General features: G+C 73.2%; 28 protein-coding genes and 3 tRNA genes. 20 read left to right on the forward strand and 11 right to left on the reverse strand.

Annotation, left to right across the window (positions count from 1 at the left end):
• Positions 1-23 precede the first annotated feature (23 nt).
• The 5 genes from FHX31_RS28815 to FHX31_RS28835 are packed head-to-tail and all read left to right on the forward strand — an operon-like array spanning position 24 to position 2,645.
• Positions 24-233 carry a hypothetical protein gene (locus tag FHX31_RS28815; RefSeq protein ID WP_013283462.1) on the forward strand — a complete coding sequence of 70 codons (210 nt, stop codon included), beginning with the start codon at positions 24-26 and terminating at the stop codon, positions 231-233.
• Positions 233-715, forward strand: coding sequence for a TadE family protein (locus FHX31_RS28820; RefSeq protein ID WP_036311379.1), 483 nt, complete (start codon positions 233-235; stop codon positions 713-715). Before FHX31_RS28815 ends, FHX31_RS28820 begins: the two co-directional genes overlap by 1 nt.
• Positions 712-1,185: a TadE/TadG family type IV pilus assembly protein gene (locus FHX31_RS28825; protein ID WP_047891867.1), complete on the forward strand. Its 474-nt coding sequence runs from the start codon at positions 712-714 to the stop codon at positions 1,183-1,185. The genes FHX31_RS28820 and FHX31_RS28825 overlap by 4 nt, the downstream gene beginning before the upstream one ends.
• Positions 1,182-1,613, forward strand: coding sequence for a pilus assembly protein TadG-related protein (locus FHX31_RS28830; protein WP_013473465.1), 432 nt, complete (start codon positions 1,182-1,184; stop codon positions 1,611-1,613). Before FHX31_RS28825 ends, FHX31_RS28830 begins: the two co-directional genes overlap by 4 nt.
• A 15-nt stretch (positions 1,614-1,628) precedes the next feature.
• On the forward strand, positions 1,629-2,645 hold the full coding sequence (locus FHX31_RS28835) for a LysM peptidoglycan-binding domain-containing protein (RefSeq protein ID WP_184977499.1): 1,017 nt from the start codon (positions 1,629-1,631) through the stop codon (positions 2,643-2,645).
• Position 2,646: 1 nt separating this feature from the next.
• Here FHX31_RS28835 and FHX31_RS28840 read toward each other — a convergent pair whose 3' ends face one another.
• Positions 2,647-3,498: a Rieske (2Fe-2S) protein gene (locus FHX31_RS28840; RefSeq protein ID WP_013283457.1), complete on the reverse strand. Its 852-nt coding sequence runs from the start codon at positions 3,496-3,498 to the stop codon at positions 2,647-2,649.
• A gap of 83 nt (positions 3,499-3,581) precedes the next feature.
• Here FHX31_RS28840 and FHX31_RS28845 point away from each other — a divergent pair, with 83 nt between their 5' ends.
• Positions 3,582-4,346: a crotonase/enoyl-CoA hydratase family protein gene (locus FHX31_RS28845; RefSeq protein ID WP_184977500.1), complete on the forward strand. Its 765-nt coding sequence runs from the start codon at positions 3,582-3,584 to the stop codon at positions 4,344-4,346.
• A 4-nt stretch (positions 4,347-4,350) separates the two neighbouring features.
• On the opposite strand, the gene FHX31_RS28850 is transcribed toward FHX31_RS28845, so the two are convergent.
• Entirely contained in the window at positions 4,351-5,835 is a 1,485-nt protein-coding gene (locus FHX31_RS28850) for a dihydrolipoyl dehydrogenase family protein (protein ID WP_184977501.1), read from the reverse strand.
• A gap of 92 nt (positions 5,836-5,927) precedes the next feature.
• Here FHX31_RS28850 and FHX31_RS28855 point away from each other — a divergent pair, with 92 nt between their 5' ends.
• Positions 5,928-7,028 (forward strand): serine hydrolase domain-containing protein, encoded by a 1,101-nt coding sequence (locus FHX31_RS28855; RefSeq protein WP_184977502.1) that lies wholly within the window; start codon positions 5,928-5,930, stop codon positions 7,026-7,028.
• Between the two features lie 370 nt (positions 7,029-7,398).
• Here FHX31_RS28855 and FHX31_RS28860 read toward each other — a convergent pair whose 3' ends face one another.
• Together FHX31_RS28860 and FHX31_RS28865 are read right to left on the reverse strand one after the other, a co-directional pair.
• Positions 7,399-8,721, reverse strand: coding sequence for a cryptochrome/photolyase family protein (locus FHX31_RS28860; RefSeq protein ID WP_013473460.1), 1,323 nt, complete (start codon positions 8,719-8,721; stop codon positions 7,399-7,401).
• A complete protein-coding gene (locus FHX31_RS28865) occupies positions 8,718-9,644 on the reverse strand; it encodes a phytoene/squalene synthase family protein (RefSeq protein ID WP_013283452.1) in 927 nt (308 codons plus the stop codon). Before FHX31_RS28865 ends, FHX31_RS28860 begins: the two co-directional genes overlap by 4 nt.
• A 64-nt stretch (positions 9,645-9,708) precedes the next feature.
• On the opposite strand from FHX31_RS28865, the gene FHX31_RS28870 reads away from it, so the two are divergent.
• The 8 genes from FHX31_RS28870 (at position 9,709) to FHX31_RS28905 (ending at position 15,239) form a co-directional block, all read left to right on the forward strand.
• Positions 9,709-10,863, forward strand: coding sequence for a polyprenyl synthetase family protein (locus tag FHX31_RS28870; RefSeq protein WP_184977503.1), 1,155 nt, complete (start codon positions 9,709-9,711; stop codon positions 10,861-10,863).
• A gap of 29 nt (positions 10,864-10,892) precedes the next feature.
• Positions 10,893-12,374: a phytoene desaturase family protein gene (gene crtI, locus FHX31_RS28875; RefSeq protein WP_063778306.1), complete on the forward strand. Its 1,482-nt coding sequence runs from the start codon at positions 10,893-10,895 to the stop codon at positions 12,372-12,374.
• Positions 12,371-12,964 (forward strand): isopentenyl-diphosphate Delta-isomerase, encoded by a 594-nt coding sequence (gene idi, locus FHX31_RS28880; RefSeq protein ID WP_047891876.1) that lies wholly within the window; start codon positions 12,371-12,373, stop codon positions 12,962-12,964. Before crtI ends, idi begins: the two co-directional genes overlap by 4 nt.
• Positions 12,954-13,901, forward strand: coding sequence for a MerR family transcriptional regulator (locus tag FHX31_RS28885; protein ID WP_013283448.1), 948 nt, complete (start codon positions 12,954-12,956; stop codon positions 13,899-13,901). The genes idi and FHX31_RS28885 overlap by 11 nt, the downstream gene beginning before the upstream one ends.
• 76 nt (positions 13,902-13,977) lie before the next feature.
• Positions 13,978-14,766 (forward strand): polysaccharide deacetylase family protein, encoded by a 789-nt coding sequence (locus FHX31_RS28890; protein ID WP_184977504.1) that lies wholly within the window; start codon positions 13,978-13,980, stop codon positions 14,764-14,766.
• Between the two features lie 143 nt (positions 14,767-14,909).
• Positions 14,910-14,982 (forward strand) — tRNA-Glu (locus tag FHX31_RS28895).
• 33 nt (positions 14,983-15,015) lie between these two features.
• Positions 15,016-15,089: transfer RNA gene (locus FHX31_RS28900), tRNA-Asp, on the forward strand.
• A gap of 76 nt (positions 15,090-15,165) precedes the next feature.
• A tRNA-Phe gene (locus tag FHX31_RS28905) sits at positions 15,166-15,239 on the forward strand.
• 96 nt (positions 15,240-15,335) lie between these two features.
• On the opposite strand, the gene FHX31_RS28910 is transcribed toward FHX31_RS28905, so the two are convergent.
• Entirely contained in the window at positions 15,336-15,869 is a 534-nt protein-coding gene (locus FHX31_RS28910; protein WP_184977505.1) for a hypothetical protein, read from the reverse strand.
• Between the two features lie 157 nt (positions 15,870-16,026).
• Here FHX31_RS28910 and FHX31_RS28915 point away from each other — a divergent pair, with 157 nt between their 5' ends.
• Positions 16,027-16,992: a PD40 domain-containing protein gene (locus FHX31_RS28915; protein WP_184977506.1), complete on the forward strand. Its 966-nt coding sequence runs from the start codon at positions 16,027-16,029 to the stop codon at positions 16,990-16,992.
• A gap of 64 nt (positions 16,993-17,056) precedes the next feature.
• Here the strand turns inward: FHX31_RS28915 and FHX31_RS28920 are convergent, their stop codons facing one another.
• Complete coding sequence (locus FHX31_RS28920; RefSeq protein ID WP_013283444.1) at positions 17,057-17,494, reverse strand: ArsI/CadI family heavy metal resistance metalloenzyme; 438 nt, start codon at positions 17,492-17,494, stop codon at positions 17,057-17,059.
• 182 nt (positions 17,495-17,676) lie between these two features.
• Between FHX31_RS28920 and FHX31_RS28925 the strand changes: the two genes are divergently transcribed.
• On the forward strand, positions 17,677-18,429 hold the full coding sequence (locus tag FHX31_RS28925; RefSeq protein WP_091330451.1) for a hypothetical protein: 753 nt from the start codon (positions 17,677-17,679) through the stop codon (positions 18,427-18,429).
• A complete protein-coding gene (locus tag FHX31_RS28930; protein ID WP_013283442.1) occupies positions 18,426-18,806 on the forward strand; it encodes a winged helix-turn-helix domain-containing protein in 381 nt (126 codons plus the stop codon). Before FHX31_RS28925 ends, FHX31_RS28930 begins: the two co-directional genes overlap by 4 nt.
• 57 nt (positions 18,807-18,863) lie before the next feature.
• On the opposite strand, the gene FHX31_RS28935 is transcribed toward FHX31_RS28930, so the two are convergent.
• The gene (locus FHX31_RS28935; protein WP_184977507.1) at positions 18,864-19,622 is read right to left on the reverse strand and encodes a hypothetical protein; all 759 of its coding nucleotides are present in this window, start codon (positions 19,620-19,622) and stop codon (positions 18,864-18,866) included.
• Between the two features lie 258 nt (positions 19,623-19,880).
• Here FHX31_RS28935 and FHX31_RS28940 point away from each other — a divergent pair, with 258 nt between their 5' ends.
• Complete coding sequence (locus FHX31_RS28940) at positions 19,881-20,396, forward strand: SRPBCC family protein (RefSeq protein ID WP_030273417.1); 516 nt, start codon at positions 19,881-19,883, stop codon at positions 20,394-20,396.
• A 25-nt stretch (positions 20,397-20,421) separates the two neighbouring features.
• On the opposite strand, the gene FHX31_RS28945 is transcribed toward FHX31_RS28940, so the two are convergent.
• Entirely contained in the window at positions 20,422-21,126 is a 705-nt protein-coding gene (locus tag FHX31_RS28945; RefSeq protein ID WP_013473449.1) for a DUF2786 domain-containing protein, read from the reverse strand.
• Between the two features lie 45 nt (positions 21,127-21,171).
• Entirely contained in the window at positions 21,172-21,561 is a 390-nt protein-coding gene (locus tag FHX31_RS28950; protein ID WP_013283438.1) for a hypothetical protein, read from the reverse strand.
• A 166-nt stretch (positions 21,562-21,727) separates the two neighbouring features.
• Here FHX31_RS28950 and FHX31_RS28955 point away from each other — a divergent pair, with 166 nt between their 5' ends.
• Entirely contained in the window at positions 21,728-23,065 is a 1,338-nt protein-coding gene (locus FHX31_RS28955) for an ABC transporter substrate-binding protein (protein ID WP_013283437.1), read from the forward strand.
• Between the two features lie 63 nt (positions 23,066-23,128).
• Here the strand turns inward: FHX31_RS28955 and FHX31_RS28960 are convergent, their stop codons facing one another.
• Both FHX31_RS28960 and FHX31_RS28965 read right to left on the reverse strand, forming a co-directional pair.
• Positions 23,129-23,872: an enoyl-CoA hydratase/isomerase family protein gene (locus tag FHX31_RS28960; protein WP_184977508.1), complete on the reverse strand. Its 744-nt coding sequence runs from the start codon at positions 23,870-23,872 to the stop codon at positions 23,129-23,131.
• On the reverse strand, positions 23,869-24,726 hold the full coding sequence (locus FHX31_RS28965; protein ID WP_013473447.1) for a 3-hydroxyacyl-CoA dehydrogenase family protein: 858 nt from the start codon (positions 24,724-24,726) through the stop codon (positions 23,869-23,871). The genes FHX31_RS28960 and FHX31_RS28965 overlap by 4 nt, the downstream gene beginning before the upstream one ends.
• Positions 24,727-24,825 lie beyond the last annotated feature (99 nt).

Here is a 24,825-nt window from a genome sequence, read left to right on the forward strand (position 1 = left end):
CCACCTTCGAGAAGGAGACGACCATGCACCTCTACGCCTACCTGTACGTGGCGGTGAGCACCCGCCTCGCCGAGCTGCGCCGGGACTCCGAGCGCGGCGACAGCCCGGTGCCGACCGCGGTGATCATCTTCGGCCTGGTCGCGGTGGCCATGGCGGTCACCGGGCTCGCCCTGGCCAAGGCGAACAACTGGATGAACGCCATCCCGAACAACACGGCGCCGCAGGCCCCGTGATGCCCCGCCCCGCCCGTACGGTCCGGAGCCGGCCGGCGTCTGCCGGCCGGCTCGCCGGCCCGCCCGGTCCGGGGCGGTTCACCGCCGCCCTGCGCGCCCGCCTGGCCGAGGGCGAGCGGGGCGCCAACCCGGTCGAGCTGGCCGTGGTGATGCCGGTGATCCTGGTGATGCTGTTCGGCTCGATCCAGGTCGCCGTCTGGTTCGTGGCCCGTTCCACAGCGCTGAACGCCGCGCAGACCGCTGTGAACGCCCAGCGCACGATCGACGCCGGGCCGGACGCCGGACGGCAGCGGGCGATCAGCTTCCTGCAACAGTCCGGGGACTGGCTGGTCGGCTGGGAGCAGACCGGCCCGACCTGCGTCGAGACAGCCACAGCTGTCACCTGCACGGTGCAGGGACGCTCCCTGTCGGTCATCCCGGGCGTCTCGTTCGAGGTCACGCAGACCGCGCACGGCCCGGCCGAACACTGGACCACCGGATGAGCGCCGGGCCACGGCGGGACCGGGGTTCCGTCTCGATCGAGGTGGCGGTGCTCGCGCCCGCCTTCATCGGGCTGATGGTGCTGGCCGGGGTCGCCGGGCGGACCGCGATCGCGGACGAGGCGGTGGAGTCGGCCGCCCACGACGCCGCCCGGGCCGCCTCGCTCGCCCGCACCGCCGACGACGGCGCGGAGGCCGCCGAGGTGGCGGCCCAGGACCAGCTCGGCTGGGCAGGGCTGAACTGCACCGGCCCACCCCGGATCGATCTCGCGGGCTCGGTGGCCGGGACGACGACGAGCTTCGCCGCCGCGTACCAGAGCGCCGCAGGCGTGCCGGCGACAGTGACCGTCACGGTGACCTGCACCGTCTCCTTCGACGACCTGAGCGCGCCCGGCCTGCCCGGCGTCCCGGGCGGCAAGACCGTCTCGGCGAGCTTCACCTCGCCGCTGGACACCTACCGGAGTCGCGGATGACCGGGCGGCGCGAGGCGGAGAACGGCCGGGTGAGCCTGTTCCTGGCCGTGGCGATGACGGGCGTACTCGCGATCATCGGCCTCGCCTACGACGGCGCCGGTCAACTGCGCACGCTCCAGCGCGCGGACAACCTGGCCGCCGAGGCGGCCCGCGCCGGCGGCCAGATGATCGACCGCGCGCGGGCCATCGAGGGCGGCCCGAAGCGGATCGACCAGGTCGCCGCCCGCGCCGCTGTCGCCGCCTACCTCGACGCCGCGGGCGGCGTCCAGGACCACGACGTCGACTTCCCCGTGGTCGGCACCGAGACCCAGATCCGGGTACGCGTGCAGATCACCTACAGCCGGGACCTGCTGAGTCTGTTCGGCGTGCAAGAGAACGCCACCGTCACCGGTGAGGCCACCGCTCGGGCGCTCACCGGACCACCGTAGGAAGGGAAGGCCGCCATGGGCGCACCCCGACGCTCCCCCGTCCGCCGCGCCGGCCAGGTTCTCACCGGCCTCGGCGCCCTCGTCGTGCTCGTCGGCGTGCTGGCCGGCGGGCCGGTCGCGTTGCTGGCGTTCGCCGGCAACCCGCTGCCGGATCACCTGCCCACGCTGGCCGAGGTCGGTACGGCGTTGACCAGCCGCGACGACGGCCGGCTGTTCCTGCGCGCGCTGGCGGTGGTGGGCTGGTTCGGCTGGGCCACGTTCGCGTTCTCCGTCCTGGTGGAGCTGCTCGCGGCGGCGGTACGCCGGCCGGCGCCGAAGCTGCCCTGCATGCACCGCCAGCAGAAGGCCGCAGCCGCACTCGTCGGTTCGGTCGCGCTGATCCTGGTCGCGAGCCCGGCCGCGGCGAGCGCCGCCGCGCTGACCGCCCCGCAACCGGCGGTCGCCGCCGTCACCTCACCGGCCGTGGCCGCGAGCCAGGTCACCCCGTCGACCCCGGTCGCGTCGAAGGCGGACGACCCGGCCGTGTACCGGGTGGCGAAGGGCGACTACCTGGGCGAGGTGGCGGATCGCTACCTGGACGACTTCGACAGGTACAAGGAGCTGGCTCGGCTGAACCGGCTCGCCGACCCGGACCGGATCCGCCCGGGTCAGCTCATCACGCTGCCGGAGGGCGCGACGGATTCGGGTGCCCGGCGGCACGCCACCGGACGGATCGTGGTCACCAAGCCGGCCGAGACGGCGCCGGTCAAGCCGGGTGGCGGCGGCGCCTCGTCGACCACCCCGAAGGCGAAGCCCAAGCCCACGCCGCGGGACGCGACGCCCACCGTGGAGGCGCCTGTCGGTCAGCCGCCGGCCATGTCGGCGGGCGCGTCCCGCGCCACCGCCGAGGAGGGCATCAACCGTCCGCTCGCCATCTCGGCGGTGCTGGCCGTGGCGAGCATCGTGGGTGCGCAGATCGGCGCGCTGCTCGGGTTGCGCAAGCGGCCGGTACCCGCCCGCGCGTTGTCCAGCGGACGGCACCGGCGGGACTGAGTCAGGGCAGCCGGGCCTCGACCCGGCCGGACACGACGCGGCTGGGCAGCACGACCTGGTCGTTCGCGGCCGGGCCGTGCACCACCTCGCCGCCGTCGAGCCGGAATGCGCTGCCGTGCCAGGGGCAGACCACGCAGGCGTGGCCGTCGATCTGCTCCACCGTGCCCTCGCCGAGCGGGCCGCTCTGGTGCGGGCAGCGCTCCAGCATCACGCTGACGTCGTCGCCGTCCCGGTAGAGGATCACCGGGACGTCGTCGATCTTCTTGGTGACCAGCTCGTGCCGGGGCAGGCTGCTCAGGTCACCGACCCGGTGCCAGCCGTCGCTGATCAGGTGCAGCTCGGACACGCTCTGGCTGGCCTGGGCGCCCTGCTTGTACGCGAGGTGCCCACCCAGGTACGCCCCACCGCTCGCGGCGGACAGCCCCAGATAGGACAGCGTCCGGCCGAGTCCGTGCCGCCCGTTGAGCCGCGCCGCCAGCGAGCCGGCGAACAACGCCAGGCCGACGGTGTTGGCGGCGGCGTGCACCAGCCCGACCCGGCGCTGGTCGCGGGTGAGCGTGGCCCAGTCGTTGAGCCCGGCGACCGCCGCGGGCACCGCGCTGACCGTACCGAGACCCACCAGGGCGGTGGCGGCGCGGCGCTGGCCGGGCAGCAGGTCCACCACGGCGGCGGAGATCCATGCGCCGACCGGCACCTGCACCATCGCGGGGTGCAGCGGATGGCCGAGCCACACGCCGTGCAGCGCGTCGCGTACCCGCTGGGAACGCAGAGTGCCCTGGACGGCGCGCTGCAGCCGGTCACCCACCCGGTCGAGACCGGTGGCCTGTTCGAGTTTCGTCAGTAGTTCGCGCACCCGTTCCGACTTCCCGGCAGGAGAGCCCCCAAACCGGACGCCCCGGAATTCCCTCCCAGGTGCGTCGCGGGCATGCTGAGCCCATGGGGGTACGCGTCGAGCACGCCGGTGCCGTGACCACTGTGATCCTGGACCGGCCCGAGGCTCGTAACGCCGTGGACGGGCCCACCGCACGAGCGCTGGCCGACGCGTTCCGCGCGTTCGACGCCGACCCGGACGCGGCGGTCGCCGTGCTCTGGGGCGCGGGCGGCACGTTCTGCTCCGGCGCCGACCTCAAGGCCGTCGGCACGCCGCGCGGCAACCGCGTCGAGCCCGGCGGCGACGGGCCGATGGGCCCCACCCGGATGCGGCTGTCCAAGCCGGTGATCGCCGCGATCTCCGGGTACGCGGTGGCCGGCGGCCTGGAGCTGGCGCTCTGGTGCGACCTGCGGGTCGCCGAGGCGGACGCCACGCTCGGCGTGTTCTGCCGCCGGTGGGGCGTACCGCTGATCGACGGCGGGACGGTCCGGCTGCCCCGGCTGATCGGGGAGAGCCGCGCGATGGACCTGATCCTCACCGGCCGTGCGGTGGGCGCCGACGAGGCGTACGCGATGGGTCTGGTCAACCGGCTGGTCGCGCCGGGTGAGGCCCGCACGGCGGCGGAGGAGCTGGCCGCCGCTATCGCCCGGTCGCCGCAGACGTGCCTGCGCAACGACCGGGCGGCGGTGCTGGACGGCGCGGGGCAGCCGGAGCCGGAGGCGATGGCGACCGAGCTGGCCTACGGCCTGGAGTCGCTGGCTGTGGACGGGGTACGCGGCGCCGGCCGGTTCGCCGACGGGGCCGGCCGGCACGGTGCGCCGGCCGGCTGAGGCGTCACTTCAGCGCGCGTAGCGCGTCCTCGATGGCCCTGTGGAACGTCGGGTACGCGTAGATCATGTGCCGGAGCTGGCTGATCGGCACCGCCGCGTGCACCGCCACGACGAGCGCGGAGAGCACCTCGCCGCCGGCCGGTCCGGCCGAGGTGGCGCCGACGAGGACGCCCTGGTCGGCGTCGGCGATCAGCTTGATGAACCCGGCGTTGCCGGTCTTGTGGATCCAGCCCCGGGCCGACGAGGTGAGGTCGGCGTACCCGACCTGGACGTTGACGCCGCGCTCGCGGGCCTGCTGCTCGGTGAGGCCGACCGCGCCGACCTCGGGATCGGTGAACGTGACCCGGGACAGCGCCCGGTAGTCGGCCACCGGGACGCTGCCGGGCGCTGCTGTCGAGCCGCCCGCGCTCATCGCGCCGCCGACCGCGCTGACCACCCCGGCCGCGCCGCCGACGACACTAGCGGTGCCGCTGGCGTCCGGGCCGCCCTTGGTACGCCGCATGTGGTCGAGCACGTCGGCCACCACGATGCCGGCCTGGTACATGGCGATGTGGGTGAACGCGCCCTCGCCGGTGAGGTCGCCGACCGCCCAGATCCCGTCGGTGACGTGCATCCGGTCGTTCACCGGCAGGTACCGCTGCCCGGCGTCCACCCCGACCGTGTCCAGCCCGAGCTCCTCCAGGTGCGCCTTGCGGCCGGTCACCACGAGCAGCTTCTCGCCGGTGAACTCGGCGCCGTCGGCGTGCACGGTGAACGTGGTGCCGTCGTGGCTCACCCGGCCGGCCTTGACCCCGGTGTGGATCTCCACCCCGTCGGCGCGCAGCGCGTCGGCGGCGAGCGCCGACGCCTCCGGCTCCTCGACCGCGAGCACCCGGTCGGCCGCCTCGATGACAGTCACCCGCACGCCGAACCGGGCGAAGACCTGGGCGAGTTCCAGCCCGATCGCGCCGCCGCCGAGCACCAGCAGCGACGCGGGCAGTTCCTCGACCTCGATGGCCTGGTGATTCGTCCAGTACGGCGTGTCGGCCAGCCCGTCGATCGGCGGGACCGAGGGCCGGGTACCGGTGCCGAGGACCACGCCGTAGCGGGCCTGGAAAACCTGGTCGCCGACGCGTACCCGGTTCGGGCCGTCGAGCCGCCCACTGCCCCGGACGAACCGGCCGCCCTTGCCGGTGAACCGGTCCACCGCCACCTTGTCGTCCCAGGTGTCGGTGGCCTCGGCGCGGATGCGCTTCGCCACCGGCGCCCAGTCGGGCCGCACCTGGGCGGACCCGGCCAGCTCGTTGACCCGGTGCGCCTCGGCCAGCGCGTTCGCCGCCCGGATCATCATCTTGCTCGGCACGCACCCCCAGTAGGGGCACTCGCCACCGACCAGGTCCCGTTCGATGCCGACCACGGTGAGGCCGGCCTCGGCGAGCCGCCCGGCCACCTCCTCGCCGCCGACGCCGAGCCCGACCACTACTACGTCCACCAGTTCCGGCTCCGCCATTCCGCAAGCATTCCGCACCTTCGGGACACCGACCACCGCACCGGGCCGGAATTCCCGCGCCGGTAACGAACGCGACCGCCTACCGTGGCCGCATGCACGCGCGCTTCACCCCGGTCCGGGACTGCTTCCACGACCTGTTCACGACCGGCCGGGAGACCGGTGCATCGCTGTCGGTGTGGCACGACGGCGTACCGGTGGTGAAGTTGGTGGGCGGCACCACCGCGGCGGTCCCGCCCGGCACTGTCGTACCGGCCGCCGGGGCGGACCGGCCGTGGCGACCGGACACGCTCGTCGACGTCTACTCGGCCGGCAAGCCGGTGGTCGCGCTGTGCCTGCTGCTGCTCGTCGACCGGGGCCGGGTCGACCTGGACGCGCCGGTGTCCGCGTACTGGCCGGGTTTCCGCGCCGCGGCCACCGTGCGGCAGGTGCTCACCCACACCGCCGGGCTGCCCGCCTTCCCGGTGCCCCGGCCCGCCGCCGCCATCGCCGACTGGGACCTGCTCTGCGCCGATCTGGCGGCGGCCGAGCCCGAGTGGGCGCCGGGCGCCGTCGCGGCCGAGCACGCCTGGACGTACGGGCACCTGGTGGGCGAGCTGGTCCGCCGGGTGGACGGACGCCCGGTGGGCCGGTTCCTGGCCGAGGAGATCGCCGGACCGTGGCGCCTGGATCTGGCCTTCGGGCTCGGTGAGGCCGACCGGCGGCGGTGCGCCGATCTGTCGTACGCCGATCCGGCCTGGCCGGACGCGATGCGCGGCGAGCCGGGCTCGTTGCGGGCGCGGGCGCTGGACAACCCGCCGGGCGGGCGCGACGTCGCGATGGTGAACAGCGACCTGTGGCGGGCCGCCGAGATCCCGGCGGTGAACCTGCACGCCACCGCCGCCGGGCTCGCCCGGCTCTACGCGGGCCTCCTCGCCGGCGGCACCCTGGACGGGGTACGCCTGTTCAGCCCGGAACTGGTCACCGAGGCGACGCGGGTGCAGTACAGCGGACCGGACCTGCTGCTGGACCGTCCGGTGGACTGGACGCTCGGCATGCAGTGGGAGCCGGACGGCAGCTGGGGCATGGGCGGGATCGGCGGCAGCAGCGCCTGGGCCGACCCGGAGCGCGGCTACACCTTCGCGTACGCGACAGCCCGGCTGGCCGACCACGACCGGGTGGAGGAGCTGGTCGAGGCGTTGCACTCCTGCCTCTGACAGTCGGTCACCCTCGGTGATCCCGAGCCATCGTCACGCAGCGCATTCGACCGGCCGGGCGGCCCCGTGTTCCCTTTTTCGACTTTGCTCTGCAGCCATCGGCGCAGCACCGCGCTGAACAGGGATTTCCTCGCAGGTCCGAAAACCGCGCGAGGCCCAGGTGGTGACGTTCCGCAACCGATGCGGATATGGCTGCAGAGCAAAGGGGACGAGAGGCACACGGTCCCGGCGGGCGAGAGGTCACTTGGAGTGACCGATTCTGCCGAGCCCACACTGCCACGGGAGCGGTGCGCCGGCGTGTCCGGACACGTTCGTGCGCCGGTGATGCGCGGTGCCGGCGGGACGCACGAGCCGACGTCAGCGGGCGGCGTCAGCGCAGCCAGACCGGGTCGGCGCCGGGCACCTCCAGCGGCGGCGGGTAGTCGAGTGTGTGGCGTACCTCGTCGGGCAGCCGCCACGGCTGGTGCACCGCCTTGCCCGCCACCGACGCCAGCTCGGGCACCCAGCGCCGCACGTACGCGCCGTCGGGGTCGTAGCGTTCGGCCTGCCGTACCGGATTGAAGCCGCGGTACGGCCGGGTGTCGTTGCCGGTGCCGGCCACCCACTGCCAGTTGCCCGAGTTGTTGACCCGGTCGCCGTCGAGCAGCCACCGGAAGAAGATTTCCAGGCCGGGCCGCCAGTCCAGCCCGAGGTGCTTGGTCAGGTAGCCGGCGGTGATCAGCCGGGCCCGGTTGTGCATCCAGCCCTCGGCGCGCAACTGACGCATGCCCGCGTCCACGATCGGCATGCCGGTCCGCCCCTCGGCCCAGGCGTCGAACGCGTGCGGGTCGTCGCGCCAGTCCTCCCGCGCGCCGCGCCGGTAGGCAACAGTGGACAGGTCGGGGAAACCGGCCACCACCTGGTGGTAGAAGTCGCGCCAGCAGAGCTGCCTGACGAACGGCCCGTCCCAGCCGCCGGCCCGGGTCGCCACCGCCAGCGGCGAGACACAACCGAACCGCAGGTACGGGCTGAGCCGCGAGGTCTCGTCGCCGGCCATGTCGTCGTGGATGTCGTCGTACCGGTCGAGGGTGGGCAGCCAGGCGGTGAGCCGGCGCCTGGCGACGGCCTCGCCACCGACGGCGGCATCCGGGCTGTCGCCCTTCGGCGGGTCCGGCAGCCGGCCCGGGTCGACGCCGTCGGGCAGCCGGACCCGCTTCGGCGCGGCCAACTCGTCCCGCCACCGCACGCCCTGCCAGGCCCGGAAGTAGGGGCTGAAGACCCGGTAGTGGTCGCCGCCGCCCGGACGCAGCGCGCCCGGCTCGACGATCGTCAGGCCGGGGAACAGGCGCAGGAACATCCGGTGCCTGTCGCACTCGGCGCGCAGCCGGCGTTCCCGGCGGTGGGCGTAGCGGCTCACGTCGGCGGAGAGCCCGACGCCCTCGGCGCCCACCTTCCGGGCCAGTTTCACCGTCTCGGCCACCGGGTCGCCACGCCTGATCACCAGGTCGCCGCCGCGCTTGCGCAGCGCCTCACGCAGGTCGGCCAGGCTCTGGTGCAGGAAGCGGGTGCGGTTCGGCGAGAGCTTCTGCAGCGCCGGGTCGAGCACGTAGAGCGGCACCACCCGGTCGAACGCGGAGCAGGCGGCGGCGAGCGCCGGGTGATCGTGCACCCGCAGGTCACGGGTGAACAGCACGACCGCCGTACGGCCGGTCATCCGGCCAGGGCCGGTTCCAGTGCCGGGCCGGGCACCCGCACCGGCGTACCGGGCGGGGTGAGCAGCGCCCGCGCGGCCACCGCCATCCGGCGCCGCTGCGGCACCAGGGCACGGCGCACGAAGACGTCGTAGTCCTGCGCGGCCACCTCGTCGAGGATGCCGCCGTAGAGCGCGTACGCGGTGCGCATGCACGCCTGCGAGGCCGGGTCGAGCAGCGGGATGCCCGGTGCGGCCGCGACGTAGTGGGCCTGGGCGCGGGTCACCTCGTACTCGATCAGCTCGCGGATGCGCGGCGTGGTGCGGCCGGCGGCCTTCGCCGCGAGCAGGTCGTCGCGGGTGAGGTCGAACTTGGCCATGTCCTCGTCGGGCAGGTAGGTCCGGCCCCGGTCGAGGTCCTCGGCGACGTCCCGGATGAAGTTGGTGAGCTGGAACGCGAAGCCGAGCTGACGGGCGGGCTCGCGGGCGGCGGCCGGGTCGGAACTGCCCAGGATCGGCAGCATCATGGTGCCGATGACAGCGGCCGAGCCCTCCATGTAGTCGAGCAGGTCGTCGTAGGTCGGGTACGACATGACAGTCAGATCCATCGCCATGCTGCGCAGGAACGACGCGAAGTCGTCGCGGTCCAGGTCGAACACGGCGATGGTGTGCAGCACCGCGGGGAGCAGCGGGTCGTCGACCGACGCACCGTGCAGCCCGGCGACGAATCGATCCGACCACTCGCGCAGCCGCGCGGCGCGCTCGGCCGGCGGCAGGTCCTCGGTGCGGTCGACGATCTCGTCCGCGTACCGGGTGAAGCCGTACAAGGCGTGCACATGTCGCCGTTTCCAGGCGGGAAGCAGCCGGGTGGCGAGATAGTAGGTACGGCCGTGACGGCGGTGCAGCTCGCGGCAACGGTCATAGGCAGCGGTCAGATCCGTGTCCATCGGCCCTCCTCAGTTTCGACGCAGCAATCGACGCAACTCGTAACCCTAGGGTACGCTCGCCCGCATGGCCAACGACGCAGTTGCGGGTAATGCGCTCCGCGTCGCGCCGGCTCAGCCCGGGGCGACGGACGATCCGGTCCGCGGCGTACTGGCCGCGTTCACGAAAGACCTGATCAAAGGGGTCGATGAGACGCTCGCGGCGTTCCTGGCCGCGGAAGTCGAATCGCTCACCGAGATCGACGCAGCGATGGGTGGTTTCGCGGCCACGGCACGCGACAGCGTGCTGGCCGGCGGCAAGCGGGTCCGCCCCACGTTCGCGTACTGGGGATGGCGGGGTGTGGTCGGCGGGGAGGAACCGCTGTGCTCGGTGCTCCCGGCCCTGTCCGCGCTGGAGTTGCTGCACACGTTCGCGCTGGTGCACGACGACGTGATGGACGCGTCCGACACCAGGCGAGGGCTGCCCACCGCGCACCGGGCCGCCGCCGCCCGGCACCGGGCCGCCGGACACACCGGCGACCCCGACCGGTACGGCGAAGCCGTCGCCGTCCTCATCGGTGACCTCTGCATGGTCTGGGCCGACCGGCTGATGGCGCACGCGGCGGTCCCGGCGGAGCGGCTGCTCGACGTGCGCCGCTGCTACGACCAGATGCGGGTGGAGACGGTCGCCGGGCAGTTCCTGGACGTGCTCGGCGAGAACGACTCGGCGAGCTGGACCGTCGACCGGGCGCTGCGGGTGGCCCGGTACAAGACCGCCAGCTACACCGTCCAGCGTCCGCTGCTGTTCGGCGCCTGCCTGGCGGGCGCCGACGCGGACGACCCGCTCATCGCCGCGTACACCCGGTACGGGCTGGCCGTCGGCGAGGCGTTCCAGCTCCGCGACGACCTGCTGGGCGTCTACGGCGACCCGGAGACCACCGGCAAGCCGGCCGGGGACGACCTGCGTACCGGCAAGCCGACCGCCCTGCTGATGCTGGCCCGGCAGCTCGCCGACCCGGCGCAGCGCCGGGTCCTGGAGCGGGCCGGCTCGGTCACCTCGGCAACTGAGGTGGACCGGCTGGCCGACGTGGTCCGGGACACCGGGGCCACGGCCCGGGTGGAGCGGATGATCTCCGACCGGGTGACCGAGGCGCTCGTCGCGCTGGGCACCGCACCGATCGACGAGACCGCGCGCACCGCGCTGACCGGCCTCGCCACCGCCGCCACGGCGCGGCGGGCATGATGAGCAACTTCGTGAGCAAGGGGGCCGGAATGCGTACCGTCAAGGGACGGACCGACCGGGTGGTCGTGGTCGGCGCCGGGCTGGGTGGGCTGGCCTGCGCGCTGCACCTGGCCGGCAGCGGCCGGCAGGTGACAGTGCTGGAACGCGAGCCGGTGCCGGGCGGGCGCGCCGGGCGGCTCAGCGTCGACGGGTACGAGTTCGACACCGGCCCGACAGTCCTCACCATGCCCGACCTGATCGCCGAGGCGCTCGGCGCGGTGGGCGAGGAGCTGACCGACTGGCTCGACCTGACCCCGCTCGACCCGGCGTACCGCGCCTACTACCCGGACGGGTCGACGCTCGACGTCATCACCGACACCACCCGGATGGCCGCCGAGATCGCCCGCGTCTGCGGCCCCCGGGAGGCCGACGGCTACCTGCGTTTCGTCGAGTACGCCCGCAACCTGTGGCAGTGGGAACGGGCCGACTTCATCGAGCGCAACCTGGACGCGCCGACGGACCTGCTCACCGGCAACCTGCTGAAGCTGTTCGCCGGCGGCGCCTTCCGGCGGCTCCAGACGAAGATCAACCAGTTCTTCCGCGACCCGCGTACCCAGCGGATCTTCTCCTTCCAGGCCATGTACGCGGGCCTGTCGCCGCACGACGCGCTGGCGATCTACGCGGTCATCGCGTACCTCGACTCGGTGGCCGGCGTGTGCTTCCCCCGCGGCGGCATCCACGCGGTCTCGCGTGGGATGGCCGGCGCGGCCGAGAAGCACGGCGTGCAGATCCGCTACGGCACCACGGTGACCCGGGTGGAGACCGCCAACGGCCGCGCCACCGGCGTCGTCACCGCCGACGGCGACTTCATCCCCGCCGACACGGTCGTGCTCAACCCCGACCTGCCGGTCGCCTACCAGGACCTGCTGCCGCCCAGCCGGCAGCGCAAGCTCACCTACTCGCCGTCCTGCGTGGTGCTGCACATCGGTTCGACGCAGGGCTATGGCAAGATCGCCCACCACAACATCCACTTCGGGCGGTCCTGGAAGGGCACGTTCGACGAGGTGATCCGCCGAGGCGAGCTGATGACCGACCCGTCGCTGCTGGTGACGAACCCGAGCCGCACCGACCCGTCGGTGGCGCCGGCCGGCAGGCACACCTACTACGTGCTGGCCCCGGTGCCGAACCTGGAACGGGCGCCGTTCGACTGGACGGGCGACCTCACGCAGCGGTACGCCGACCAGCTCGTCACCACTCTTGAGGAGCGCGGCTACGTCGGCTTCGGCGACGGCATCGAGGTGATGCGGGCCGTCACCCCGGCCGACTGGGCGGCGCAGGGCATGGCCGCCGGCACCCCGTTCGCCGCCTCGCACAGCCTCTTCCAGACCGGCCCGTTCCGCCCCTCCAACCTGCACCGGACGCTGGAGAACGTGGTGTTCGTCGGCTCCGGCACGCAGCCCGGTGTCGGCGTGCCGATGGTGCTGATCAGCGGCAAGATCGCCGCGGCCCGGATCACCGGGGCGATGTCGTGAGCGAGCGGGAGACCCACCTGGTCGAGCTGGTCGACGACGACGGGCTGGTGATCGGCGAGACCACGGTGGCGACCGCCCACCAGCCACCCGGGCGGCTGCACCGCGCCTTCTCGGTGCTCCTCGTCGATCCCGACGGGCGGGTGCTGTTGCAGCAGCGGGCCGCGGTCAAGACGCGGTTCCCGCTGCGCTGGGCGAACTCCTGCTGCGGGCACCCGCTGCCCGGTCAGTCGCTGACCGAGGCCGCCAACCGGCGGCTCGCCGAGGAACTCGGCGTCGACCCGGTCGACCTCACCGAGGTGGGCGTCTACCTCTACTACGCCGAGGACCCGGCGACCGGACGGGTCGAGTTCGAGTACGACCACGTGCTGCGCGCCGACGTACCCGCCGACCTGGTCACGCGGCCCGACCCGGACGAGGTGGCCGACCTGCGCTGGGTCGACCCCGGCGCGGTGGTGGCCGACCTGGACGCCCACCCCCGCGAGTACGCGCCGTGGCTCGGCGGCGTGGTCAACCGGCTGCTGCACCCCACCGACGCGTCCCGGCCGGGCGTACCGGCCACCGAGGCACCGGAGCGGTCGGGTGGCCGATGAGGCGCTGAGCGCGGGGGCCGTCGCACGCCGACTGGGCGTGGCGGTCACCACGCTGCGTACCTGGCACCAGCGCTACGGTCTCGGCCCCAGCGAGCACGTACCGGGCCACCACCGGCGGTACACGCCGGCCGACCTCGCCCGCCTGGAGATCATGCGCCGGCTGACCACCGAGGGGGTCGCGCCCGCCGAGGCCGCCCGCTGGGCCCGGCAGGCGCCGGCCGTGCTGCCTCCGGAGCGGCTCGGCCTCAAGGCACGGGCCTCGACGGTACGCGACGGCGGCGGCACCACCATCCCGGTCGGCCGGGCCGGGCCGGCCGCGCGCGGGCTGGCCCGTGCCGCAATGCGACTGGACTCGGTGACCATCGGCCGGACCATCGCCGACGCACTGGCCGCCGACGGGGTGGTGGCGACCTGGGAGGGGCTGCTGCGGCCGGTGCTCGCCGGCATCGGGGAGCGGCACGCCGCCACCTCCGCGCTGATCGAGGTGGAACACCTCATGTCCCGGTGCGTCTCCGAGGCGTTCGCCACAGTGGCGCGGACGTACCCGATGACCGGTCCGCCCCGGATCCTGCTCTCCTGCGCCGACGAGGAGCAGCACTCGCTGCCGCTGGAGGCACTCGCCGCCGCGCTGGCCGAGGTCGGTGTGAGTTACCGCATGCTCGGTGCCCGCGTACCGGTGCCGGCCCTGGTCGAGGCCGTCAACCGGACCGGTCCGGCGGCCGTGGTGCTCTGGTCGCACATCCGCGCCACAGCCGACCCGTGCCAGCTCACCGCGCTGCTGGCGGTGCCACGCCGGCCGCTGCTGGTGCTCGCCGCCGGGCCCGGCTGGCGGGCCGACTCGCTGCCGGCCGGGGTGGTCCGGCCGGTGGACCTGGCCGAGGCGTTGTCGCTGGCCGTGGCGGTACGGGACTCGCTGGACCAGTCCACGACAAGCTGAGCCCCTCTCCCGTTCCGGGTCGGCGTCCACTACGGTCGGAAAGTCCGTCTGACCCCGACCCCTCCGGGAGCGACGAATGCGTCCACGCGCCCTGTCGGCGCTCGCCCTGGGCCTGGTGCTGCTCGTCACCGGCTGCGGCGAAGCCGGCAAGTCACCCGAGAAGGCCGCCGCGCCGCCGTCGGCCTCGGCGTCCCCGTCACCGACGCCGGTGACGAAGCCCTCACCGACCCCCACCACCCCCGCGAAGCCCAAGCTGCGCCCGCTGCCGAAGAAACTGCCGGCGGGCCTGCACCGGGCCAGCGGGAGCAACGGGGTGGCGCTCACCTTCGACGACGGGCCGGATCCCCGCTACACCCCGCAGATCCTGGCCCAGCTCCGGGCGGCCCACGTGAAGGCCACCTTCTGCGTCGTCGGCAAGCAGGCCAAGCGCTACCCCGAACTGGTGGCCCGGATCGTCCGGGAGGGGCACCAGCTCTGCAATCACAGCTGGCACCACGACGTGAACCTGGGCCGGCGCTCCGTCGCCGAGATCCGATCCGACCTGGAACGGACGAACGAGGCCATCCACGCCGCCGCGCCCAAGGCGCCGATCACCTGGTTCCGCCAGCCCGGTGGCCGCTGGACGGCCGAGGAGGTCACGATCGCCAAACAGATGGGCCTGCGCCCGCTGCACTGGAGCGTGGACCCGCAGGACTGGGACCACCCACCGGCGAAGACGATCATCAAGCGGGTGAAGGGCGCCACCCGGCACGGCTCGGTCGTGCTGATGCACGACGCGGGCGGCGACCGGGCCCAGACGATGGCCGCCTGCCGGCACCTGATCCCGGACCTGAAGCGGCGGTACGGCATCGCCCTGCCGCGCTGACCTGCGTTTTTGCCCGGCTCCACGACCATGCCCATACCGGTTTTGTCGTCCGCGCAGGCATGACATATGCTTCTCCTGCCTCCGGCGGGGCCGGATGGGAGCAAGTCCGCTTGAAGTTGCGAGTGTGCAATGATGGCGGGGCCGCCCTCATCGTCTAGCGGCCCAGGACGCCGCCCTTTCAAGGCGGTAGCACGGGTTCGAATCCCGTTGGGGGCACGGTCCGGCTCGCGCCGGATGCAACACCAGCCAGGTCCTGTGGAGCAGTTGGAGTGCTCGCCGCCCTGTCAAGGCGGAGGTCGCGGGTTCAAGTCCCGTCAGGACCGCAAGCGCTGACGCCGCGCAGCTCGATGCGCGGCGTTCTGCGTATCGGCCCGTGCGGTAGCATGTGCCGAGCACCACGGCCAGGTAGCTCAGTTGGTACGAGCGTCCGACTGAAAATCGGAAGGTCGGCGGTTCGACCCCGCCCCTGGCCACATAGCCTTTCGCCGGGCTACAGGAGCGCCGACCAGCGGGAACGCAGGTCGGCGTTCTGCTTTGTGCGCTAGAAGCCTGCCTGTCCGGTCTGCCCGTTACCTTTTCGCTTCGATCCGGCGCCGTCGCATGGACACAGCGACCAGTCCGGCGGCGAGAACTGTCAGCACGGCACCGCCCACGAGCCACAGACGGCCCGGCACCTGCGCAGGTGCCGGTAAGGCCGTGACGAGCGTCGGGGCGGCTGCGGGCGCGGACGGTGTGGTCGGCACCTGCGCAGGTGCAGGTGCGGCGGTGATTCCCGCGCACAGCCCGGTGACGCCGTCGCGGGAGTTCACGCGGTACCGGGTGCCGGTGCGGAAGTCGTAGCCGCAGCTCTCCTCCTGGCGGCCCACCCTCAGCCGGAGCGTGGCCCCTGCCCGGAGGCTGCCCTTCTCGACCGACTCCACCGCGAGCTGGACCCCGGTGTCGGTCACCTCGGTGATCGTCCCGACGACGATGAGGTCGGCACGCTCGTCCGCGCCGGTGCGCGCGCAACTGCACGCCCAGGCCGGCTCCGCCGGTGAGGCGACCACGACGAGGCCGAGGCTGAGGGCGGTCAGGGCGAGCAGAATCGCGGCGCGCAGCTTCACACCGATACCGACGCTCGGACGGCCCCGGTGGTTCCATCTGCCGGGTGCGTCGCGACGGAGGCACCGCGGCGTGGAGCGGGTACTCGCGCGACGCGTCCCGCGTCTACGGTGAGCGGGCCCGCCGAGTGGCGGACAGGATGCCACCGGAAGGCCACGTGTGCGTGCGCTGCGTACGGCTCTGACGCCGGTCCTCGTACTGGCCGTGATCCTGCTCGGCGGGTGTGGCCGGGTCTCGGGGCTCCTGGACCGAGTCTCCCTGTTCCATCCGGTCTGGGCCGCCGACGGCTGGGTCTACTACCTGCGGGAGGTGACCTCGACCTCGGGCTCGGGAGTAGCCGAGGTGTGGCGGCAGCGACCCGATGGGAGCGCCGAGAAACCCGTTCTCAGGCGCGCGCCAGCGGTATCCACCTGCGAAGCGGGCTTGTTCAGCTTCCTCTTCGCCGGCCCCGGCGGCGACCTCGGGGTGGCCCTCGAATGCGGCTGGGACGAAACCGAGCTGCTCAGCTACTCGCCCGCCGACAAGACGTTCGAGCCTCTGGCGTCGACGCGTTTCCTCACCGAAGCCGCACTCGTGAACCGTGGCGGCGGGGGATATGTGGAGGCGCCCCGGGAGTGCGGTCCGGGGGGAGTCCAGTTGCTCGCCGACGGGAAGGCGTACGAGTTCGGCTCTCCGGTGACGGTGGGCGGAGTGACCTTCAACCTGAGCGGCGGTGACACGGATTGCGAGTCGACGGTGCTGGCGCGGTCGCCTGCGGCGCTGGGTGAACGGCTGTTCTTCATCACCGCACCCGACTCCCTCGGCAGGTTGCCGCTGCCGCCCGAGGTGAGTCCGGACGATCTCACCTGGCACCTGACGGAGTGGGCCGTCGGATCGGCCACAGCCAGGTTCATCACGGAGCTTCCCGGCCTCGCCGACCTGGCGGTGTCGCCGGACGGCCGGTCGGTGATCGCCGCCGTCGCGTCGGACCACGTGGGCGGGGTCTGGTCGGTCGACGTCCGCACCGGGAAGAAGACGAGGATCGCCGGCGGCGCCCGCGCCTACCACCCGAGCTTCTCGCCGGACGGGAAGCGGTTCGTCTACGTCGAAAAGCTCGAACGGCTGAAATTCGCCGAGGCACGGTAGCCGCCGGCGCACGAAAGAGGTCCCCACCGGCGTGCAGGCCGGTGGGGACCTCGTGGCATCCGGCTCAGACAGCGGCGGGCTGCTCCGCCGCGTCCGAGGCGCAACAGGCGCTCTCGGTCGCCTTCGCCAGCTGCGGCGAGTCGGCCTTGACCGTGTAGACCTCCCACGGCTCGTCGCCGGGGCCGCGTACCCAGACCTTGTCCTGGAGCGCGTAGCAGCACTCGGTGTCGTTCTCCTCCAGGGTGATCAGGCCGGACTCGGTGAGGCGGTTGGTCGCGGCGTTGACCTCCTCGGTGGTGGACACCTCGACCCCGAGGTGGTCCATCACCGTCGGCAGGCCGGGCTCACCTTCGAGGAGTACGAGCTTCAGCGGCGGGTTCTCCACCGCGAAGTTGGCGTAGCCGGGGCGGCGCTTGGCCGGCTCGACGCCGAACAACTTGCTGTAGAAGGCCACGGAGCCTTCGAGGTCGGACACGCGCAGGGCGAGCTGGACGCGGGACATGGAAACCCCCTGTCTAGATGTTCATCAAAGCAGTCTCCACCCTGCCTCTTGATTTGAAGTCTGTCAACCTAGAGGAATGTCGAAACAGGCGTCGATTGTTCGCGACCCCTCGACCTCTTGCGCGAAAAGGTTTGCGATGCAAACCTGTTTGGGTCACAGCGCTACGGCTGCCGGGAGGAACCATGCCGTCCGAGTCACCCCGCGAGGACGATGCCCAGGAACTGCTCGCCTCGATGACCACCCTCCGCCGGCAGGCGCGGGCGGCCCGTCAGGCGTACTGGCTTCCGCTCCTGCTCTTCGGGGTGCTCATCGCGGCGGCCGCGCCGCTGTATGTGGAGTCGGCGGAGCCACCCGCGCTGCGCGCCGGGTCCGACGGTCCTGTCCTGACCGGTCTCGGCGGCGGCTTCCTGGAGAAGTCGACCGCTCTGGGCTGGTACTGGCTGGCCGCGCTCGTCGGCGGCTACCTGGCCGGCCTGGCCTGGTACCGCTGGCACGGCCGGCGAGCGGGCGTTCAGACCCCGACCCGTGCGTACGTCATCGCCGGCATCGCGGGCACACTCGTCGGCCTCGCCCTTCCGGTCGTCCTGGAGTTCCTGCTGTTCAACACCAGCGCACCCGTGTCGGGCGGCACCAGTTGGCTGACCGGTCCGCTGCTCGGCCTCGCCAACCGGGGCATGCTGCCGCACCTCGTGATCGCCGTGGGCCTGGCGGTCCTCGCCCACCTCGAACGCAGCCGTAGCCTGTGGGTCGTGGTCGGGCTCTACACCGTCGTGCTCGTCGCCGTGAACGCCTGGTTCCAGGTCTCCGACCTGCAACCGGGTGATCTGACCCGGTTCAGCTTCATGCTTGCGGCAATGCTCCCGGCACCGGTCCTGCTGATCGGCGGGGGTCTGACGCTCGCCGCCGCGAAGAAGCAGCACAATGGGTACGCGTGAGCACCGTGGACGACCCTCGCGCGGGCGGGCCATTCCCGACGAACGGTCTCGACGACACGGTCCACCAGCGGCACCGGCTCGGCATCCTGACCATCGCCGCCGAAGGCGAGCGGGTGGAGGTGGCCTATCTCCGGGAGGCCCTCGAACTCACCGCGGGCAACCTGTCCCGGCACCTCACCGTGCTGGAGGAGGCACGCCTGATCCAGGTGGAGAAGGGCTACCACGGCCGTCGTCCGCGGACGTGGATCCGGATCACCAGGGAGGGACGTCAGGCCCTGCAGTCCGAGATCGCCGCCCTCCAGGAACTCCTCCGCCGCCACCAGCAGGCCGCACAGCCCTCCACCTCGGCCGGTCCGGACGACTTCCCACCCGCGTGACGCCCTCCCCGGTCACCCGATCCCGGACGGACGGGCGGCGGGACCGGCGGCGGGCGGTCAGGTCTCTGGGGGGCGGCGGTTCTGGGTGGGGCTGCCCTGGATCGCCTCCCAGACGCTCCGGCCGGCCTGCCGGAGTGCCTGTCCGGCCTGTCCCGCCAACTGTGCCGCCTCGGCGGCGGCGCTCGCCGGCTGGCCGGTCCCGCCCGGGCGCTCCGAACCGCGCTTCTTCTCGGTGGGACGTTCCGCCGACGGGCCCGCACCGGCGCCCTGCCCCGATCCGGCGGCACGCTCGGACTCCGTCCGCGCCGGGCGCCGGGGCGGCTCGGGTGCCTCGATCGGGCCGGGCACCGCCGGAGCGGTGCGCTCGACCACCTCGCCGGCCGCGGCCACCGTACGACCGGTCTGGTCCACCACCGGAGCGGCGAGCCGGTGCACGTCGTCCAGGGTGACACCGGCCGAGCGGGCCAGCGCGTCGATCAGCTGCGGGTTCCGGTCGATCGTGGTCAGCGCCCGGTCCAGGATCTGCACCAGCTTCTCCAGCCGTACCTTGAGCAGCGCCTCGGCGCTCACTCCGGTGATGTCCAGTTCGACGCCCTCCAGGTGCACCCGGACTCCGGCGTCGAGCTGGAGCAGGTTGGCCAGCCGGGCGCGCAGCGACAGGTCGGCGTCGAGCCCGTCCACCGCGAGCCGGATCTCGTCGACTGTCAGCTCAGGCACGTCGAGCAGGACGTCCGGCTCCGACTCGGGACCGGCCGGCGAGCCGGTCAGTTCGTCACCGGGGTCCGGCACTGGTTCGGTGGCTCGGCTGTCGGTCATGCTTCCCGCTCTCCCATCGGTCCGATCGGCCGCGGTTACCCGCTTTCCGGTACGGCATCCGTCGCCCACCCCCACCTCGCGGACGCCCGCCCTGACCTCCCGGAAGCCCCGCCGGGGCACCTCCCGGAAGCGCCGCCGCGCCTTGCGCAGAGCGCCTGTCCCACCACGCAGCGCTGTCGGGAACCGGTGTTCCCGGTGTCCGGAAGCGGGCGGAACGGAAGCTGCACACCGAGACATGAGCCGGTATGGTCCGGACCTATGGGACAGGAGATGGCCGATCCGGATGAGGTCCGGCAGGAATCCGACCGCTTCTCCCTCCGCAGCAGCCTGCTCGTTCCGGCGTCCGCCGAGCGGGCGTACGCCGTCTTCACCGGCGCGCTCGCCGACTGGTGGGTGCGCGAATACACCTGGTCCGGCCCGGAGGCGCTCGCCGCGATCGGCATCGAGCCGCGGGCCGGCGGCATGCTCTACGAGATCGGCCCGTACGGCTTCCGCAACGACTGGGGCCGCGTGCTGACCTGGGATCCGCCCCGGCGCCTGGTGTTCACCTGGCAGATCGGCCCGGACCGGGTGCCGGTGCCGGATCCGGCGCGGGCCAGCGAGGTGGAGGTCCTGTTCCACGCCGACGGTCCGGAGCGGACCCGGGTGGACGTCGAGCACCGCTACTTCGACAGGCACGGCACGGCGGCCGAGGGCTACCGCGAGGCGCTCACCGCGGGCTGGCACGAACTGCTCTGCCGCTACCTGGCGACCGTCGCCCGCACCAGCGCCTGACCCGCACCGACCGGACAGCAGCCCGTCAGCCGGCGATACCGGGCGCCGCGCCGGTCCCGGCCACGCCGGTGCCACCGAGGTCGGCCCGGCGGCCGGCGTCCGCGCCGGAACCGAAGCCACCGCCCGCCAGCCGCCGTCGCGGGGCGGTGCGCAACCGGGGGTACGCCTCGGCGACCCGGCGCTGGACCCGATCGGAGCGGTCGGCGAGCACCAGAGCCGTGGAGGTTCCACCCGACTCCGCCACTGCCTTGCTCTCGGCCGCGCGCAGTCGTTCCGCGACGACGTACGCGAACCCGGCCAGCCAGGTACGCCGGAACGCCGCCGGGTGCTCCCCGGCCGGTACGGCAGCACCGGCGAGCCCGTGCGCGGCCTGCACCAGCAGCGAGGTGAACAGCAGCTCGACCCGTTCCAGGTCGCTGGCGAAGCCGAACAGGTGCATGACGAAGCCGTTGCCCTGCCGGCGGCGTACGCATCGGCACCGCAGCGGTTCGGCGACCGCCGCGAGCAGGCCGGCCTTGTCCCGGGCGTACGGCGCGATCACGTCGACGGTCCGGTCACCGACCGGGTCGGCGGCCGGGTCGCGGGCGGCGAGCAGCGCCCGGTCGACGCCGTAGCGGGCGATCAGCTCGGTGGCCTTGGCCATGAAGGCGGCCGACTCGGCGGGCGTGCAGGCCGGGTCCTCGGCCTGGGCGAGCAGCTTGCGCACCTTGCTGAGCATCGCCTCGGACATGCACCCAGAGCTACCACAGCCGGGGGGCCGGGCCGCGCGCCGGGCTCAGTCCGACCGGCTGCGCAGCGTGGCGATGGTCGACCCGGCGAGCGTGAGCAGGCAGTCGGGCAGCAGCCCGTCGGCGGCCGCCGCCCCGAACAGCGCCTCGCCGGTGTCCGCGTCGTCGTTGGCGCACGCGCTGACGAAGCGGGCCACCCAGCGGGTGTCGTAGTCGGCCTGGTCGATGCCGGGGAAGTCGAGGGCGGCGCCGCCGCCCGGGGTGTCGTCGCCGAGCATGGTGGCGGCGAGGCACCACGCCACTCCGTACGCCCCGGCGAGGCCGGAGCGGTCCACCACCGCGTCGAACGTGCCCACCACGCCGGCGCCGTCACCGGCGAGGGCGGAACGGAGCACGGCGGTCGCGTCGTCGAGCGTCTGCTGTGCTTCGTCGTTCACCCGCGGAACAGTATCGCCGGGGGTCAAGCCGTGACCCGGAAACGGCTCGTCGACCACGCAGAGTGATACCCGCAGTCGGGGTGCCGACGGAGCCGACTCCACAGTCCCGCATGCCGCGCGAGCACGCTAAGGTGCGCAGCGGACCTTCGCCGGAGGAAGGACGACCATGCTGAGAACACGCACGTCGCGCGCGGCCCTGTCCATGGCCTGCGCGGCGCTTCTGCTCGCCACGAGCGCCTGCGGGAGCGACGAGCCGGAGGAAACGCCTGCCACCCAGGTACGCCTCTACGGCACCGACGGCAACATGCTCAATTCGTACGCCGCGGAACTCAAGGACCGCGCGGACCTGGTGAACGGGATGAAGGGCACCACGCCCCTCACTCCGCTTGCCGAGAGCTTCAAGGAGCGACTACTCGCCGTAGACCCGAAGCTGGGTGACTTCCTCTACTCCGCCGAGTCGTACGACGCGGTGGTGATCAGCGCGCTGGCCGCCCAGCTCGCCGGCACCACCGCTCCGGCCGAGATCGCCAAGCAGATCGTCGGGGTGACCACCGGCGGTGAACGCTGCGACGACGTGACGGCCTGCCTCCAGCTCGCCCGCGCGGGCCGGGACATCGAGTACCGGGGCGTGTCGCTGACCCGCGCCGGGTTCACCGACACCGGCGAGCCGGCCACCGCGAGCTACGGCACCATGCACTTCGACAACCAGAAGATCGACGACAGCAAGACCGAGTTCGTCGGCGCCGGTGAGGAGTCGGGGGCGAGCACGAAGGCCCCGCCGCGCGGGCGCAAGCCGCGCGACGGCAAGGCGAAGGACGCCCCGCTGGTCCTCGGCGGGCTGCTGCCGAAGACCGGTGACCTGGCGCTGGCGAACCCGCCGCTGGCGGCCGGCGCGGCGCTCGCGATCCGTGAGGTCAACGCCGCAGGTGGTGTGCTCGGCGAGCCGGTGAAGTGGATCGAGGGCGACGACGGCACCAACCCGGAGGTCGCCAAGGCCACCGTCGCCTCGCACGTCAGCAAGGGCGTCCAGGTCATCATCGGCGCGGGCGGCTCCGGCATCTCCCGGGCCGTACTGCCGGACGTGGTGGCCGCCGGCCGGATCCTGTTCTCCCCGTCGAACACCGACGCGGGGCTGAGCGCTGTGGACGACAAGGGCCTCTACTTCCGTACCGCGCCGCCGGACAGCCTCCAGGGCCGCGCGCTGGCCGACGTGATGCTCCGGGACGGGCCGCGCAAGATCGCGATCCTGGCCCGTAAGGACTCGTACGGCGAGGGCCTCCAGGAGAACGTCCGCTCGGAGCTGGAGAAGGCCGGGATCGGCGCGGACCGGATCAAGCTGCTGACCTACGAGCCGCCGGCCGACCCGAAGACGCCTGTCGACTTCAGCGGCACCGCCAAGGAGATCAAGGCGTTCGGCCCGGAGGCGCTGCTGCTCATCGGCTTCGCCGAGTCCGCGCCGGCGATCACCGCGCTGGACGACGCGGGAGTCGACATCAAGCACTGACGCGTACCGACGCGAAGGGCCGCACCGGGGACACCGGTGCGGCCCTCGTCGTCTCTCCCGGGCTCAGCGGGGCCGGCACCGGTCCAGGAACTCCGTCATCCGCCGGTGCTTCTCCTCGTCCTCGAAGAGCACCGCCTGGCTCAGCAGGTCCAGCTGCGGGTGCGCGGCCGCCGGGGCGTCCACCGCCATCTTGGTCAGCCGCAGCGCCAGCGCGGAGCCCTTCGCCATCTCGTCGAGCAGGCCGTGCGCGGTGGGCAGCAGCTCCGCCGGGTCGGCCACCACCCGGTTCACCAGCCCGATCCGCAGCGCCTCCTCGGCGTCCACCCGCCTGCCGGTGAACAGCAGTTCCTTGGCCCGGGCCTCACCGATCAACGCCGGCAGCCGGTAGGTCGCGCCCGCGCCGGCCAGGATGCCCAGCCGCACCTCGGGCTGGCCGAACACCGCTCGGTCCGTGCACACCCGGAGATCGCAGGCGTACGCCAGCTCGGCGCCGCCGCCCAGCGCCGGCCCGTCGACTGCGGCCACGGTGGGCATCGGCAGCGCCCGGATGCGGGCGAAGACGCCCTGGTTGATGGCGGCCAGCGCGTCCAGCCGGCCACGCTCCCGGAGCTGGGCGATGTCGGCGCCCCCGGCGAAGATGCCCGCCGTCCCGCCGGTGAGCAGCAGCAGCCGGGGACGCGCCTCCAGGTCGGCGCAGACCGCGTGCAGCTCACCCACCAGGTCGGCGTCGATGGCGTTGCGCTTCTCCGGCCGGTCCAGCGTGACCACGAGCCGGTCCGGCAGCTCCTCGATCCGCAGCCCGCTCATTGCTTCACGCCGTCCTTCCACGTGTAGAAGCCCTGCCCCGACTTCTTGCCCAGCTTCCCGGCGGCCACCATCTCGACGAGCAGCGGCGGCGGCGCGAAGCGGTCCCCGTACGCGGCCTGGAGCGTGCGCGCGATGTCGAGCCGCACGTCCAGGCCGACCAGGTCGGTCAGCTCCAGCGGGCCGATCGGGTGCCGGTAGCCGAGCACCATCGCCTTGTCGATGTCGGCCGGGCTCGCCACCTCGTCGGCCACCATCCGGATCGCCTCCAGGCCGAGCGTGACGCCCAGCCGGGAGGTGGCGAAGCCGGGCATGTCGCGTACGACGACGGGGTCCTTGCCGAGCCGGGCGGCGAGCGCGACGGCCGCCTCGGTCGTCTCCGGCGCGGTGGCCGGGCCGACCACGACCTCGAGCAGCGCCATCGCCCACACCGGATTGAAGAAGTGCAACCCGACGAAGTCGGCGGGGCGGTCCAGCCCGGCGGCCAGTTCGGCGATCGGGATGCTGGAGGTGTTGCTGCCCAGCAGCGCCGGCCGGCGGCTCTCCGCCTCGCGCAGGACGGCACGCTTGAGGTCGAGCCGCTCGGGCACCGCCTCCACGATCACGTCGGCGCCCTCGGCCACCTCGGCGAGCCCGGCCCGGAGCGTGACGCGCTCACGGTTGGCGGTGGCGGCCTCCTCGGTCAGCTTGCCGCGCTGCACGCCCCGGTCCCACAGCTCGCCGAGCCGGCGCAGGGCCTCGGCGCCCCGGGCGGGGTCGACCTCGACCAGTTCGACCGCGTACCCGGCGCCGGCCGCCACGTACGCGATGCCGAGGCCCATGGTGCCGGCCCCGACGACCACAAAACGACCACTCATCGACGTCCCCTCGCCGCGGCGGGGGCGCGCGGGGTCTCCGCCGCCGGGCCCGTCCGCTCGCTCGTTCCTGCATGCGACCCTATGCATGGCCGGGCCGCC

It is taken from the genome of Micromonospora sp. CNZ286 (assembly GCF_014207755.1).